Below are 13,607 nucleotides of genomic sequence, written 5' to 3'. Positions count from 1 at the left end.
GTCCAGATTAGGGCCCGGCCACCGGGGACGTCAGAACGGGAACCCGCTGCGGCCGTGCTGCACCGAGATCCACTTCTGGGTGGTGAAGGCGTCCAGCATCGTGTCGCCGTTGAGGCGGCCGACGCCCGAGTGCTTCTCGCCGCCGAAGGGCACGATCGGCTCGTCGTGCACGGTGCCGTCGTTCACGTGGAACATGCCGGTGTCGATCCGCTTGGCGAAGTTCACGCCCCGCTCGACGTCCGCCGTGTGCACGGCGCCGCTCAGCCCGTACGGGGTGTCGTTGACCAGGCGTACGGCCTCCTCCTCGCCGTCGAAGGGGACGAGGAAGGCGACCGGGCCGAAGACCTCCTGCCGCAGCAGCGCGGAGTCGGCGGGCAGGCCGGTCAGGACCGACGGCTCGACCAGGTTGTCCGTGACCGTGCCGTGCACCAGGGCGGTGGCCCCCTCGGCGAGCGCCTGCTCGACCACGCCGGAGACCGCGTCCGCCTGGGAGGAGTTGATCACCGGGCCGATGACGGTCGACGGATCGCGCGGGTCGCCGGTCTTGAGCGTGCGCACCTTGGCGACGAACTTCTCGGTGAACTCGTCGGCCACCGCGCGGTCGACCAGCACGCGGTTGGCCGCCATGCAGACCTGGCCCTGGTGCACGTACCGGCTGAAGACGGCGGCGTCGACCGCGTAGTCGACGTCCGCGTCGTCGAGGACCACCAGGGCGCTGTTGCCGCCGAGTTCGAGGACCGAGCGCTTGAAGTGCGCGGCGCAGACCGTGGCCACGTGGCGGCCGACCTTGTCCGAGCCGGTGAAGGAGATGACCTTGGGGACCGGGTGCTCGATGAAGGCGTCCCCGATCTCCGCTATGTCGGTGACGACGACGTTGAGCAGGCCGCCGGGGAGTCCCGCGTCCTCGAAGAGCTTCGCGACCAGGGTGCCGCCGACGATCGGCGTGTTCTGGTGCGGCTTGAGGACGACGCCGTTGCCCAGGGCGAGGGCCGGGGCGACCGACTTCAGCGAGAGCAGGAAGGGGAAGTTGAAGGGGCTGATGACGCCCACGACACCGACCGGCACCCGGTAGACGCGGTTCTCCTTGCCGTCGACCGGGGACGGGATGATCCGGCCCTCGGGACGCAGCGCCAGGTGGACCGCCTCGCGCAGGAACTCCTTGGCGAGGTGCAGTTCGAAGGCGGCCTTCAGACGGGTGCCGCCCAGCTCGGCGACGATCGCCTCGCTGATCTCCTCCTCGCGCTCCTCCACCAGGCGCAGCGCCTTCTCGAACACCCCGCGGCGCGCGTACGGGTTCGTCGCGGCCCACTGCTTCTGGGCGCGCTCGGCGGCCCGGTAGGCGGCGTCGACCTCGTCGGCCGTGGCTATGGTGACCGAGGCCAGCTTCTCGTTGTCGTACGGGTTGAAGTCGATGATGTCCCAGGATCCGGTGCCCGGGCGCCACTCGCCGTCGATGTACTGCTGGGCGAGGTCGGTGAAGTACGACGACATGTGATCCCTCAATCCCCTGAGCTGCCGCAGCCGGAGCGGGCCGCCTGAATGGGCGTCATCGTACTTATGTTTCAGGAGAGTTGGAGGAGCCCCCGGAGAAGGTCCCGGCTCTCGTCCGGACCCGGACTGTCCTGCTGGAGTTCCTTCAGCGCCGTCTCGTACTGCGTGACGTCCTCGTGCTTGTCGAGGTAGAGCGCGCTGGTGAGCTGCTCCAGGTAGACGACGTCCGAGAGGTCGGACTCGGGGAAGCTGAGGAGCGTGAACGCGCCACTCTCGCCGGAGTGCCCGCCGAAGCCGAACGGCATGATCTGGAGCCGCACATTGGGGCGTTCGGACATCTCGATCAGGTGCTGGAGCTGTCCGCGCATCACCTCGCGGTCACCGTAGGGACGGCGCAGGGCGGCCTCGTCCAGGACGATGTGGAATTCGGGCGCGTTCTCCGCGACGAGGTACTTCTGCCGCTCCAGGCGCAGCGCGACCCGCCGTTCGACGTCCGCCGCGCCGGCGCCCTTCATGCCGCGCCGGACCACCGCGCGGGCGTATTCCTCGGTCTGCAGCAGGCCGTGCACGAACTGCACCTCGTACACCCGGATCAGCGAGGCGGCGCCCTCCAGGCCCACGTAGGTGGGGAACCAGCTGGGCAGCACGTCGGAGTAGCTGTGCCACCAGCCCGCGACATTGGCCTCCTTGGCCAGCGAGAGCAGGGAGTTGCGCTCCTGCTCGTCCGTGATGCCGTACAGCGTCAGCAGGTCCTCGACGTCCCTCGTCTTGAAGCTCACCCGGCCCAGTTCCATCCGGCTGATCTTCGATTCGGAGGCGCGGATCGAGTAGCCCGCCGCCTCCCGCGTGATCCCCCGCGTCTCACGCAGCCGCCTGAGTTGTGATCCGAGCAGCATGCGCCGCACCACCGATCCGGGCTCTCCCGCGCTCACGTTCGCCAGCCTCCCCAACCGTCTTCAGGGGCCGAAGTCTGCCACTAAAACACTCCGAGCAGTACTCGTCCGGTTACGGAAACGGAATCGAGCCAAAGGAAACGCACAGGATCATGCAAGCGGTGATCCGAAACCGGTCGTCGCCAGAGATGAAGGGGAGGCGAAAATGACGGAAAAATTGCCCAACAAGCGGTACGGGCAGGTCCATTTCGGTCACGTGCACGTGCATCTGCCCTTGCATCTGCGGTACTCATCCGAAACCATGGTCCCGCACCACCGCGCCGCCTCGCTACGACCGCGAATTCTCGGGAGTGCCTCGCATGGGGACGAATGGATCGACCATGCTCGAGCCGTTACGGCAGGGCCTTCCGCCACTCGACCCCGCGGCCGTGTCCAACGCCGCCTCCTGCGCCCTCCCGCCGCGCTTCGAAGCGGTGCGCGAGGCCCGGAGATTCACCCGCAGAACACTGGACGGCTGGGACGCCGGCGAGCGCTTCGACGACATCTGCCTGGTGGTCTCCGAACTCGTCACCAACGCCCTGCGCCACGCGCTGCCGGCGGACACCCCCCGGCACGCAGAGCACAACGGCCCCGTCCGGCTGCACCTGATGCGCTGGACCGAGCGGCTGGTGTGCGCGGTGCGCGACCCCAGTCACGACAGTCCGGTGGCCCGCGAGACCGACGACTTCTCGGCCGAGTCGGGCCGCGGCCTCTTCCTCGTGGACTCCTTCAGCGACAGCTGGGGCTGGCACCCGCTCGCCGGGACGCTCAACGGCAAGGTCGTCTGGGCGCTGTTCCGGCTCCCCCGGCCCTGCGAGGGGACGGACCCGACCTACGGATGACGATGTGCCGCGACGCGTCGACGCGTCGCGGGTCTACGCGTGTCACCCCCCGAGGTGCCACGCGCCACCTCGGGTCAGCTCGTGACCAGGTGGTCGAACTCGCCGTCCTTGACGCCGAGCAGCATGGCCTCGATCTCGGCCCGCGTGTAGACGAGCGCGGGCCCGTCGGGAAAGCGGGAGTTGCGCACCGCGACGGCGCCGTCGGGCAGCCGCGCGAACTCCACGCACGACCCCTGCGAGTTGCTGTGCCGGCTCTTCTGCCAGGCTGCGTCGTGCAGCTGCGTGGCGGCCATGCCGTTGTACACGCCGGACACGCGGTCAACGTCGTACACGTCGTGGTCCACAGGTCGCTCCCCGGTGGTGCACTGGCTGATGTGGCCATTGATGCAGTGGTCAACTGATCCGGATCATAACCCCGTTCACGTGCTGATGCGTGAGCAAATGCACGTGCACGCGCGGTGTTCCCGCGGTTACAGCCTTGACGGCCGCTTTACCCGAAAGCCCTTGCTCTGATGGACGCCCGCTGCGGAGAAGACGTTCCCCGTTTGCCCCCGAATTCCTAGAACACGCAACTACATGCAACAGCGCCGGGAACCCGCCCGGCTGGGCGGACCCCCGGCGCGACGCCGGACGTGAGGGGTACGGCGCAGGTCAGCGCGGTGCGTACGGCAGCAGGGCCATCTCGCGCGCGTTCCTGATGGCCCTGGCCAGCCGCCGCTGCTGCTGGGACGTCACGCGGGTGACGCGGCGGCTGCGGATCTTGCCGCGGTCGGAGACGAACCTCCGCAGCAGGTCGGTGTCCTTGTAGTCGATGTACGTCACTCCGGCCTCGTCCAGCGGGTTGGGCCGCTTCCCGGCGGGCTTGCGGTCACTCTTGCGCGGGATCCGGGACATGGGTCAGACCTCCAGGAGGGTGTCGAAGCCGGACGGCAGCCGCTCCCATGCGGCCCGCCCGGCGGCGTACTCGGCGTCGGTCAGCAGGCAGGACTCCAGGAGCCGGTCCAGGCCGTCGCGGTCGAGGCCGGGAGAGGTGAAGACCAGGTGCTGGCAGCGGTCGCCGTGCTCGGGGTGCCAGTCCAGCGCGGCGGCGGCACGGCGCACCGGCGGGACCAGGTCCCAGGCGGCGTCGGGCAGCGAGGCGAGCCACGGCCCCGCCCCCTCCACGCACAGCGCCCCGCCCGCGGCGTCCCAGTGCAGCAGCGTGTCCGCCTTGTCGGCCAGCCAGAACCGGCCCCGGCTGCGGGCGGCGGCACAGGTCAGGTCCTCCAGCGCCGCGTACAGCCGGCCCGGGTGGAAGGGGCGGCGGCGGTGCCAGACCAGCGTGGTGACGCCGTGCGCGTCGGCCTCGGCGGGCAGCAGGGCGCAGGCCGGGTGCTGGGCGGCCGCCGCGGACTCCACGTCGAACCCGGCGAGGGCGGCGCGGGCCAGCTCGGAGGACGGGGCGGCGGAAGCGCTTCCGGGGGCGGCGGGGGCGCTTCCGGGGGCGGCGGGGGCGTTACCGGGGACGCCGCCGTGACCGCCTCCATGACCACCGCCCCGGCCGCCACCGGGCCCGACCGACACCCGGCGGGCCGTCGGATGAAGCTGGGCCAGCAGCTCGCGGTCCTCGTCGTCGGCCTCCGGCGAGCCGGGGAGCGAGTCGGCCAGGGCGAGGACCGGCGCGTACTCCAGCTGACGCGCGAAGGTGTCGGCGACGGTGCGCTGGTCGGTGGCCGCGGCGGCGAGGCCGCCCTCGGCGAGGTCGTCGCCGTTGCCCAGGTACGGCAGCACCAGCGCCGGGTCCACGGCGGTGATCACGCCGGTGACGGTGAAGCCGCCGGCCGTCACCACCTCCGCCATGGCCTTGGGCTCCACGGAGTCCCACAGCTCGACCACCGCCAGCGGGGTGCCCCCGGCGTCCGCCAGCCGGACCAGCTCGGGGACGAGGTCCTCGCGCAGGGCGCAGCAGGCACAGTCGTTGACGAGGGGCGCCTCGCCGGCGGAGAGGACGCCGGTGGCGTCCCGCACGGTCCGTACGACCGTGCCCGCGGCGGCCGTCGCCAGGTCGTGGTGGAGGACGACGCTGCCGGGTACGTCGGCCAGCAGCCGCGCCACGGTCGCCCGGCGGGCCTCGGCGTGCAGCCCGCCGACGATCACCACCGGCAGCGCCGGGCGGTCCGGGCCGCTCATGCCTCGCCCTTCCCGTACCGGCGCGCGAAGCGCTCCACGCGTCCGGCGGTGTCCAGGACGCGGGCGGTGCCCGTGTAGAAGGGGTGGCTGACGTTCGAGGTCTCGACGTCGACGACCGGGTAGGTCCGGCCGTCCTCCCACTCGACGGTGCGCTCGCTGGTCATCGTCGAGCGGGTGAGGAAGGCGTGGTTCGCCGCGCGGTCGCGGAAGACGACCGGGCGGTACTCGGGGTGGATTCCCTCGCGCATGACGGGTCAGCGCTCCTCTCGGAAGTCGACGTGCCGGCCGGCCACCGGGTCGTACTTGCGCAGGGTCAGCCGGTCCGGGTCGTTGCGGCGGTTCTTGCGGGTGACATAGGTGAAGCCGGTGCCGGCGGTGGACCGGAGCTTGACGACCGGACGGAGTTCGTTGCGTGCCATGCTGGTACCTTACTGAAAATGAATTCCATTAACAGTTACATCCGCCCCCTCTGAAGGAGAGGTACGTCACCCGTGTCCGCCCACTGCATGCTGACCGGCGCCGAACCCGGCTTCGGCAACCGCGTCTCCCACTCCCACCGGCGCACCTCGCGCCGCTTCGACCCCAACATCCAGAGCAAGCGGTACTGGCTGCCGAGCGAGCGCAGGCACGTACGGCTGCGGCTGAGCACGAAGGGGATCAGGACGGTCGACGCGATCGGCGTGGAGGCCGCCGTGGCCCGCATCCGCGCCCGGGGAGTGAAGGTCTGATGGCGAAGAAGAGCAAGATCGCGAAGAACGAGCAGCGGCGGGTGACCGTCGCGCGCCACGCGGCGCGCCGGGCCGAACTGAAGGAGGTCGTCCGGCGCCCGTCCTCGACCGAGGCCGAACGGCTCGCGGCCCAGCGGGAACTGCGCAGGCAGCCGCGCGACGCGAGCCCCACGCGGGTGCGCAACCGCGACCAGGTCGACGGACGCCCGCGTGGTTACCTCCGCATGTTCGGGCTGTCCCGGGTGAACCTGCGTGAGCAGGCGCACGCCGGACATCTGCCGGGGGTCCGCAAGTCGTCCTGGTAACTTGCGGCTGTCCTCAGGTCGTCCCGGGGTTGCGATGCCCTGGGGCCGGCCCGGCCGTCCGGCTACAGCTTGGAGCTTCCCGTGACGTTGGTGACTGCGGAGAGTACGGCGAGCACGACGCGTACGGATGACCTTCTGCCGCTGCCCCGCGCGCGGCACCCGCACGGGCGGCGCTCGCACGGGCCGGCGCGACGGTCCGTGCGGGCCGCGGCCGTGATCCTCGGACTGGTGGGCACGCTGGCGCTGACCGCGTGCACCGACGGCGGCTCCGACGACGGAGGTCCGGGCGGGGGCGGCGAGTCCTCGGCGGCGCCCGAGGCGTCCGCGAGCACGGACCCGAGTGGCGGCAGCGGCGGGTCGCCGTCCGACGCCGGGGAGTTGGAGGGGAGCTGGCTGGCCACCACCGACGGCCAGGCCGTCGCGCTGATGGTGACCGGCGGCAAGGCCGCCCTCTTCGCCACCGGCGGGACGGTGTGCAGCGGCACCGCCGGTGAGGACGCCGGCACCCGGATCGTCCGCCTCAAGTGCACCGACGGCAGCGACGACCGGTCGACCGGCACGGTCGGGTCGGTGGACGGCAAGTCCCTCAAGATGATCTGGGAGGGCGGTCTCGGCGAGGAGACGTACACCAAGTCGGAGGGCGGGTCGCTGCCGCCGGGCCTGCCGACGGAGGGCCTCGGCTCCTGAACCCGCGCCTACTCCGGTGGCCGCCTACCGCAGTGGCCGTCGGCGGCCGACCTCGGCGTGGTCGGCCGCGCGGGTGCCCTCCGTCCAGCCGGCCGCGTCACCGGCGCCGCGCAGCCGGGTCGTGGTCGTCTCGGGGAACATGCGCCCCAGCCGGTCGGTGACCGCGACGTCCCGGGAGGCGAGCACCGGCAGCAGGTCCACGTCCCCGGCCCTGCCGGCCTCGGCGGCGACGGCCTCGGCGGCGGCCCGCAAACGGGTGCCCGCGCGGTGGGCGTAGGCGGCGAGGAACGACTGGCGGAAGGTCTTGGTGCGCTTGCGTCCGCCCGCCCGCTGGGCCGCCTCCGCCCTGGTCATCGCGGCCTCGGCCTGCACCAGCAGTGAGGTGTGGAGGAGTTCGACGGCCTCCAGGTCGGCCTCGAAACCGACGACGGTGGAGAAGCCGAGGGACTCGTTCCACACCGCCCGGCAGTGGTTGGCGTCGGCCACCGCGTCCAGCAGCACCGCCTTGGCCTGCTCGTACGGCGCCTCGACGCCGATCCGGCAGGCGCCGGGGGCGTCCGGCGACGGCGCGTGTGCCGACAGCAGCGCCTCGTCGACGCTGTGCCGGGCCATCAGCTCCTGCGCCTTGGCGCTCAGCGCCTCCGCCTCCTCCGGATACCCGGTCGCCTCCGCCTTGGCGAGCAGCGCGCGGATGCGGGCGAGGGCGCGGGACTCGGGGCGGCTCTCCTGCCGGGGCCGCCCGGTCTCCCCCGCGTCGAGGGGCTCCAGCGTGGGCAGCCGCAGCAGCAGGCGGTACAGCTCCAGTACGGCGGTGGCGTGCGAGAAGCGGTCGGTGCGGGGCGGGGCGGTCCCGTCCGGTACGGCATCGAGCTGCGCCGCCCAGCGGGGGCCGCGCGGACGGTCGTGCGGCGCCTGCGCGCGGATCAGCGCCGCGACCAGCCGTACGTGTACGTCGTCCAGTTCGCGGCGGACGATGCGCACGAGGTCGGCGGGCTGCCAGCCGCGCCGCCAGGCCGTGGCCACGAACTCCTCGCCGCGCCGCGCCAGCTCCGCGTCCGCCGCCGGGTCGGCCGCGAGCAGCGAGGCGGCGGTGTCGAGGGCGTGCTCGGCGGTGTCGTACAGGGCGGCCTCGAAGGCGCGGTCGACGGTGCGGGACGTACTCACCCGGCGATCGTGCCATGCCGGAGGGGGCGGGTTTGGGGGTGGTGGTGGGGACGGGCGGCCCGGCTCGCCGCGATGCGGTCTCACTCCTCGGAATTCGACCGGTGCAGGACCCGGCGGGCCGAGCATGGCGGGCATGACTCTCTACGCGGCGTTCCTCGTCGCCGCCCTCGCGCTCTGTGTCACTCCGGGTCCCGACATGATGTTCATCGTGGCGATGGGCGGGAGGGGCGGCCCCACGGCGGGTGTGATGGCCGCGTTCGGGGGCCTCGTCGGCGGCGCGCGGCAGCTTCGCCGTCGCCGCCTCGCGGATCGCCGAGGGCCACGCCCTGTGCGGTGAGCGGTACGTCAAGGTACTGGCGCTCATGAAGACGGAAGACGACGGCGGGGAGGGAAAGGGCTGACGCCCGCGGTCGCAGCCGAAGGGGGTGACGCCGCCGCGATCGCCGCGGGGGCGTTGTCAGACCCTGCTGCGACACTCGCGACATGGCCGACCGGTGGGCACTCGCCGTGGCCGAGGACGGTGGCGTGGACGTCGCCCCCCTCGGCCCCGACGGGCTGCCCGCCGGACCGGTGCGGCGCGAGGCCGGCCCCGCCGAGGCGGTACGGGGCAGGCCGGAGGTCGCGCGCTGGGTGTGGCGGTCCACCGCCGAGGTCGCTCCGCGCCTGCTCGCCACGGGGGTGCGAGTCGAGCGGTGCTACGACATGGAGGTGGCCGAGACCCTGCTCCTCGGCCACGAGGGGCGGTACGGGGAGCCGCGCTCGGCCGCGGCGGCCCTGGCCCGGCTGCGCGGCGGCCCCGTACCGACCGATCCGCCGCAGCGCTCCGCCGAACCGGGCGCGCAGTCCCCGCTGTTCGAACCGCAGGGGGTCCACCTGCCCCTGGACGACCTGCTCGCCGTCTACGCCGAGCAGCAGCGCCGGCACGAGCGGACCGCCCACCCCGACCGGATGCGGCTGCTGACCGCGGCCGAGTCGGCGGGCATGCTGGTGGCGGCCGAGATGAACCACGCGGGGCTCCCCTGGCGGGCGGACGTGCACCGCGAGATCCTCCACGACCTGCTCGGCGAGCGGTACGCGGGCGGGGGCGAGCCGCGCCGCCTGGCCGAGCTGGCGGAGGAGGTGTCGGCGGCGTTCGGCCGCCGGGTGCGGCCCGACCTGCCCGCGGACGTGGTCAAGGCGTTCGGGCAGGCGGGCGTCAAGGTCGGCTCCACCCGCCGCTGGGAGCTGGAATCGCTCGACCACCCCGCCGTGAAGCCCTTGATCGAGTACAAGAGGCTGTACCGGATCTGGGTCGCGCACGGCTGGTCCTGGCTCCAGGACTGGGTGCGCGAGGGACGGTTCCGCCCCGAGTTCCTGGCCGGCGGCACCGTCACCGGACGCTGGGTGACCAACGGCGGGGGCGGGCTGCAGATCCCCAAGGTGATCCGGCGGGCCGTCGTCGCCGACCCCGGCTGGCGGCTGGTCGTCGCGGACGCCGACCAGATGGAGCCGAGGGTACTGGCGGCGATCTCCCGCGACCCCGGGCTGATGGAGGTGGCCGGCCGGGAGAGCGACCTCTACCAGTCGGTCTCCGACCGCGCCTTCTCCGGAGACCGCGAGCAGGCCAAACTCGCCGTGCTCGGCGCGGTGTACGGGCAGACCTCCGGCGACGGCCTGAAGAACCTCGCCGCGCTCCGACGCCGCTTCCCGAGGGCGGTGGCATACGTGGACGACGCGGCCCGCGCGGGCGAGGAGGGGCGGCTCGTGCGGACCTGGCTCGGCCGCACCTGCCCGCCGGCGGCCGGCGCGGCCGACGGCGCCGAGGAGGCGGGCCTGCCGCAGGACGACCCCACCGGCTCCCCCGACCGTCCGCACGAGTGGGTGCCGGGCTACGCCTCCACCGACGCCCGCGCACGGGGCCGCTTCGCCCGCAACTTCGTCGTGCAGGGCAGCGCCGCCGACTGGGCGCTGCTGCTGCTCGCCGCGTTGCGGCAGCACTGCGCGGACATGGCGGCCGAACTGGTCTTCTTCCAGCACGACGAGGTGATCGTGCACTGCCCCGAGGAGGAGGCCGACGCGGTCGTGGCGGCGATCCGGGAGTCGGCGGAGCTGGCGGGACGGCTGACGTTCGGGGCCACGCCGGTGCGGTTCCCGTTCACCACGGCGGTGGTGGAGTGCTACGGGGACGCGAAGTGAGCGCCTGCCCCTCGGACGCCGTCGAGGCACCGGCGTCCAGGCGTCGAGCCCGGCAGCCCACGCCGGGCGTCATCAACCTCCCCCTCGCCGGCCTCCGTTCCCCACTCCTCCCCGGAGCCTCATCCCTTCGCAAGGGGGCGGCACCCGTCCCGGACGACGCCAGGCTGCGCAGCAGCGGCCACACACCACGAAAAAGCCCAGCTCAGACACTGTCTGGGCGAGCTTCGACTGGAGCCGCCTTCGGGATTCGAATCCGAGACCTACGCGTTACGAGACCCTTTCCTACAACGCGCGGCCACCCGGCGCCTCCGTAGGACCCGCCCCTCGAAACGCATCGGAGCCCTGGTACCAATGGCGCCGGGCCTCCGATGCACTGCTTCACCATTCACCGGCCCTGGTCCCGCGTCGGAAGGGCGTACTGCTGACACTGCGAACCACTGCCGAGCTCTCATAGCGTCACTACGGCAGTCAGCCCCGTGGCCCGCCCTGTGTCTGCTCCGGCTTCCGGACCCCACTGCCGAATCTCTCGGCACGCGCGCCACAACTGACGCCGTTTGCCGAGGGAGGACTGGTACTGCGGACTGCGGTACTACTTGTAAACCGGCGTCGACGGGTACGCCGGACGGTGTCGGCGGCGGATGGGGTGCCGGCGGCGCGGGTCCGGTGGTCATTCCGCGCGGCAGAACGTGTCCTTCGTGGGCATCCTGCCCTCGACGAGGTAGCGGGTGGTGGTGTTCAACGCGCAGGAGTTCCTGCCCAGAACGTAGACTCCGTGCCCGCTGTCGTCGACGCTGACCAGCCGGGCGCGGTCACCGAACTTCTCGCGCAGCATCTTCCCGCCCACGTGCGGGGTCGATGCGTCCCTGCGGTTTTGCAGGAGCAGTACGTTGCGGGGGCCTTCGGTGTCGACCTCCACGGGCGGTTCGGCGGGGGCGTACGGCCAGAAGGCACAGGGTGTGATGTTGGCGGTGGCGGCGCCGTACAGCGGGTAGCGCTCACGGTCTTTGGCGACGCCCCGCCGGTAGGTGTCGACGTCCTTGGGCCACTCGACGTCGTTGCAGGTGACGGCAAGGAACACGGTCAGGGCGTTGTCGGTCGGCGATACCGGCGCGTCCGCCCCTTCCTGCCGCAGGGGCCGCAGACCGCGGACCGCAGCCTCGTCGCCTTCGAGCAGCGTCTGCCAGGTCTGCGCCAGCGCGGGGTACTGCGTCTGCTTGAACAGGTGGCCGAATGTCAGGAGCCGGAACAGGTTGCCGTCGATCCCCGCGATGGGAGCCTTGTCGAGCCTGCCGGCGATGGCGAGGTAGGACGCCCGGACCTGACTGGCTGTGCGGCCCAGTCCGTAGCTGTCGTGCCGACGGGCGGCCCACTTCGCGAAGTCCGGCAGGGTCTGCTCCATGCCGAGCGCGTATCGGCGCATGCCGTCCCGGTCGAGGTGGGTGTCTCCGATGTTGCTGTCGAGCACCATTCGGTCGGAGCGCTCGGGGAACATCGAGGCGTAGGCGGCGCCGAGTGCCGTGCCGTAGAAATAACCCAGGTAGCTGGTCTTCTCCTCGCCGAGCGCCGCACGGATGCGGTCCAGGTCGCGGGCGGTGTTCGCGGTGGTGAGGTGACGCAGCCGACCGCCGTCGTCGTTCTCCGCGCACTGCTTGGCTGCCTGCTCAGCGATCTTGGCCTGTGCGGTGACCGCGGCGTCGTCGACCGCGTAGGGCGGGATGTTGGAGTAGTAGGGGCTGTCTGTGGTGAAGCCACAGCCGACCGGTGTGGAATGACCGATCCCGCGCGTGTCCATGCCGATCAGGTCGTAGCGGTCGGTGACGCCGCTGGGCAGGCCCTGGGCCACCAGCAGCGCGGACAGCGCCAGCCCGGATCCGCCCGGGCCGCCCGGGTTGAGCATGAGGACGCCGCGCCTCTTGTCCGGGTCGGCGGCGGCCAGCCGCGAGACGGTGAGGTCGATCTGCTCGCCCTCCGGATGGGCGTGGTCCAGCGGCACGGGCACGGTGGCGCACTGCAGTACGGTCGGAGCGGCTTCTGCCACGACGTCGTCGGGGCACTGGCCCCACTTCACCTGAGGCGTTTTCGTCTCCTCGGCGGCGGCGGGCAGAGTGGTCATTGACGCGCCCAGGCCGATGACCGCCAGGAAGGCCAGGCTTCGGCCGACACTGCTTTGTCGTTTCATGTCCAGTCTCCGCATAACGGTGTGTGGGGCGTGGTCGCGACCATCCCACTCCCTGCCCCTGGGGCACGGTCAACCGGTGGCGGGCCGGAACCGACCGGAGTTGACCCTGCCCCAGGGGCAGGGTCTTCCATGGCGGCAGGGCTCGATCCTGGAGAGGGGGATCCTGGTGGCGTGGAGTACCCGTCAGCTGGCGGAACTCGCGGGGACGACGGCGAAGGCCGTCCGGCACTACCACGAGATCGGCCTGCTCGACGAGCCGGAACGGGCCTCCAACGGCTACAAGCGGTATGGCGCCAGCCATCTGGTGCGCCTGCTGCGTATCCGCAGACTGACCGACCTCGGCGTGGCCCTCGCGGATGTCCCTTCGGTCGAGAGCGGTGACGACAAGGCGCGGCAGATCCTCCGGGACCTGGACGCCGAACTCGCGGCGGACATCGAACGCCGGCACCGGATGCGGCGGGAAGTGGCTGCCATCATGGACAACCAGACCGCGCTCGACATGCCCCCTGAGCTCAAAACACTGGCCGACGACCTGCCCGAAACGCAGCGGGCCCTGCTGATGGCCTACTCCAGCATCCTCACACCGCAAGCGATGGCCGCCCTCCAGGAACAGCTTTCGGGACCTCGCGGCGACCTCGAAGCGGAGTTCGCGGCGCTCGACGAGGACGCTCCCGACGACGTCCGGCAGCGGATGGCCGAGCGCATGGCACCCGAAGTCCGCCGGCAGCACCGGGCCCACCCTGCTCTGGCTGACCTGGGGCTGGCCTCGCATCGGGAAAGGGCTGTTGCAGAGTCGGTCGCCGTGCACGCACTGGTCGAGTTCCACAACCGCGCCCACCTCGACGTGCTGCGGCGCGTCCACGCCATCCTCGTCGGGAACGATGCCTCAGGGAGCGAGAGCGACGGCCAGCGGTGAGGACGGCGCCGGGCAGGCG

General features: G+C 71.9%; 15 protein-coding genes and 1 pseudogene. 7 read left to right on the top strand and 9 right to left on the bottom strand.

Annotated features, from left to right (window positions below; translation table 11 throughout):
• Positions 1-30 precede the first annotated feature (30 nt).
• Both OIE75_RS20800 and OIE75_RS20795 read right to left on the bottom strand, forming a co-directional pair.
• Positions 31-1,491 carry an aldehyde dehydrogenase family protein gene (locus OIE75_RS20800; protein WP_307014121.1) on the bottom strand — a complete coding sequence of 487 codons (1,461 nt, stop codon included), beginning with the start codon at positions 1,489-1,491 and terminating at the stop codon, positions 31-33.
• 71 nt (positions 1,492-1,562) lie between these two features.
• Positions 1,563-2,387, bottom strand: coding sequence for a helix-turn-helix domain-containing protein (locus OIE75_RS20795; RefSeq protein ID WP_122616934.1), 825 nt, complete (start codon positions 2,385-2,387; stop codon positions 1,563-1,565).
• A gap of 377 nt (positions 2,388-2,764) precedes the next feature.
• Here OIE75_RS20795 and OIE75_RS20790 point away from each other — a divergent pair, with 377 nt between their 5' ends.
• Positions 2,765-3,265: an ATP-binding protein gene (locus OIE75_RS20790; RefSeq protein ID WP_307014120.1), complete on the top strand. Its 501-nt coding sequence runs from the start codon at positions 2,765-2,767 to the stop codon at positions 3,263-3,265.
• Between the two features lie 74 nt (positions 3,266-3,339).
• On the opposite strand, the gene OIE75_RS20785 is transcribed toward OIE75_RS20790, so the two are convergent.
• From OIE75_RS20785 to rpmG, 5 genes are all read right to left on the bottom strand, one after another.
• Positions 3,340-3,609 (bottom strand): DUF397 domain-containing protein, encoded by a 270-nt coding sequence (locus tag OIE75_RS20785; RefSeq protein WP_122616831.1) that lies wholly within the window; start codon positions 3,607-3,609, stop codon positions 3,340-3,342.
• A gap of 307 nt (positions 3,610-3,916) precedes the next feature.
• Entirely contained in the window at positions 3,917-4,159 is a 243-nt protein-coding gene (gene rpsR, locus OIE75_RS20780) for a 30S ribosomal protein S18 (protein ID WP_329471770.1), read from the bottom strand.
• Between the two features lie 3 nt (positions 4,160-4,162).
• The gene (locus OIE75_RS20775; RefSeq protein WP_329471769.1) at positions 4,163-5,434 is read right to left on the bottom strand and encodes a GTP-binding protein; all 1,272 of its coding nucleotides are present in this window, start codon (positions 5,432-5,434) and stop codon (positions 4,163-4,165) included.
• Positions 5,431-5,682: a type B 50S ribosomal protein L31 gene (locus OIE75_RS20770; RefSeq protein WP_329471768.1), complete on the bottom strand. Its 252-nt coding sequence runs from the start codon at positions 5,680-5,682 to the stop codon at positions 5,431-5,433. The genes OIE75_RS20775 and OIE75_RS20770 overlap by 4 nt, the downstream gene beginning before the upstream one ends.
• A 6-nt stretch (positions 5,683-5,688) precedes the next feature.
• A complete protein-coding gene (gene rpmG / locus OIE75_RS20765) occupies positions 5,689-5,853 on the bottom strand; it encodes a 50S ribosomal protein L33 (RefSeq protein WP_122616828.1) in 165 nt (54 codons plus the stop codon).
• A gap of 72 nt (positions 5,854-5,925) precedes the next feature.
• Between rpmG and rpmB the strand changes: the two genes are divergently transcribed.
• The 3 genes from rpmB to OIE75_RS20750 all read left to right on the top strand — a co-directional run bounded on the left by rpmB (position 5,926) and on the right by OIE75_RS20750 (position 7,154).
• Positions 5,926-6,162, top strand: a complete 237-nt coding sequence (rpmB, locus tag OIE75_RS20760) for a 50S ribosomal protein L28 (protein ID WP_307014117.1) — start codon at positions 5,926-5,928, stop codon at positions 6,160-6,162.
• Positions 6,162-6,467 (top strand): 30S ribosomal protein S14, encoded by a 306-nt coding sequence (gene rpsN, locus OIE75_RS20755; RefSeq protein ID WP_307014116.1) that lies wholly within the window; start codon positions 6,162-6,164, stop codon positions 6,465-6,467. Before rpmB ends, rpsN begins: the two co-directional genes overlap by 1 nt.
• An 81-nt stretch (positions 6,468-6,548) precedes the next feature.
• Positions 6,549-7,154, top strand: a complete 606-nt coding sequence (locus OIE75_RS20750; RefSeq protein ID WP_329471767.1) for a hypothetical protein — start codon at positions 6,549-6,551, stop codon at positions 7,152-7,154.
• A gap of 24 nt (positions 7,155-7,178) precedes the next feature.
• On the opposite strand, the gene OIE75_RS20745 is transcribed toward OIE75_RS20750, so the two are convergent.
• Positions 7,179-8,318: a DUF2786 domain-containing protein gene (locus tag OIE75_RS20745; RefSeq protein ID WP_329471766.1), complete on the bottom strand. Its 1,140-nt coding sequence runs from the start codon at positions 8,316-8,318 to the stop codon at positions 7,179-7,181.
• A gap of 124 nt (positions 8,319-8,442) precedes the next feature.
• Between OIE75_RS20745 and OIE75_RS41460 the strand changes: the two are divergent.
• Together OIE75_RS41460 and OIE75_RS20735 are read left to right on the top strand one after the other, a co-directional pair.
• Positions 8,443-8,580 (top strand): annotated as a pseudogene (locus tag OIE75_RS41460) (LysE family translocator); the annotation flags it as partial.
• A 221-nt stretch (positions 8,581-8,801) separates the two neighbouring features.
• Positions 8,802-10,493 carry a bifunctional 3'-5' exonuclease/DNA polymerase gene (locus tag OIE75_RS20735; RefSeq protein ID WP_329471764.1) on the top strand — a complete coding sequence of 564 codons (1,692 nt, stop codon included), beginning with the start codon at positions 8,802-8,804 and terminating at the stop codon, positions 10,491-10,493.
• A 667-nt stretch (positions 10,494-11,160) separates the two neighbouring features.
• Here the strand turns inward: OIE75_RS20735 and OIE75_RS20730 are convergent.
• Entirely contained in the window at positions 11,161-12,672 is a 1,512-nt protein-coding gene (locus tag OIE75_RS20730; protein ID WP_329471763.1) for an alpha/beta hydrolase, read from the bottom strand.
• 166 nt (positions 12,673-12,838) lie between these two features.
• On the opposite strand from OIE75_RS20730, the gene OIE75_RS20725 reads away from it, so the two are divergent.
• The gene (locus OIE75_RS20725) at positions 12,839-13,588 is read left to right on the top strand and encodes a helix-turn-helix domain-containing protein (RefSeq protein ID WP_329471762.1); all 750 of its coding nucleotides are present in this window, start codon (positions 12,839-12,841) and stop codon (positions 13,586-13,588) included.
• Positions 13,589-13,607: the final 19 nt, after the last annotated feature.

The organism is Streptomyces sp. NBC_01723, assembly GCF_036246005.1.
Taxonomy (GTDB): Bacteria; Actinomycetota; Actinomycetes; order Streptomycetales; family Streptomycetaceae; genus Streptomyces.
The sequence above is the reverse complement of the archived record's forward strand: the minus strand, read 5'-3'. Positions and strand labels throughout refer to the sequence as shown.

Coding starts and splice junctions, on each gene's coding strand:
- OIE75_RS20800 (WP_307014121.1), bottom strand. CDS start 1,491: ATGTCGTCGTACTTCACCGACCTCGCCCAGCAGTACATCGACGGCGAG.
- OIE75_RS20795 (WP_122616934.1), bottom strand. CDS start 2,387: ATGCTGCTCGGATCACAACTCAGGCGGCTGCGTGAGACGCGGGGGATC.
- OIE75_RS20790 (WP_307014120.1), top strand. CDS start 2,765: ATGCTCGAGCCGTTACGGCAGGGCCTTCCGCCACTCGACCCCGCGGCC.
- rpsR (WP_329471770.1), bottom strand. CDS start 4,159: ATGTCCCGGATCCCGCGCAAGAGTGACCGCAAGCCCGCCGGGAAGCGG.
- OIE75_RS20775 (WP_329471769.1), bottom strand. CDS start 5,434: ATGAGCGGCCCGGACCGCCCGGCGCTGCCGGTGGTGATCGTCGGCGGG.
- OIE75_RS20770 (WP_329471768.1), bottom strand. CDS start 5,682: ATGCGCGAGGGAATCCACCCCGAGTACCGCCCGGTCGTCTTCCGCGAC.
- rpmG (WP_122616828.1), bottom strand. CDS start 5,853: ATGGCACGCAACGAACTCCGTCCGGTCGTCAAGCTCCGGTCCACCGCC.
- rpsN (WP_307014116.1), top strand. CDS start 6,162: ATGGCGAAGAAGAGCAAGATCGCGAAGAACGAGCAGCGGCGGGTGACC.
- OIE75_RS20735 (WP_329471764.1), top strand. CDS start 8,802: ATGGCCGACCGGTGGGCACTCGCCGTGGCCGAGGACGGTGGCGTGGAC.
- OIE75_RS20730 (WP_329471763.1), bottom strand. CDS start 12,672: ATGAAACGACAAAGCAGTGTCGGCCGAAGCCTGGCCTTCCTGGCGGTC.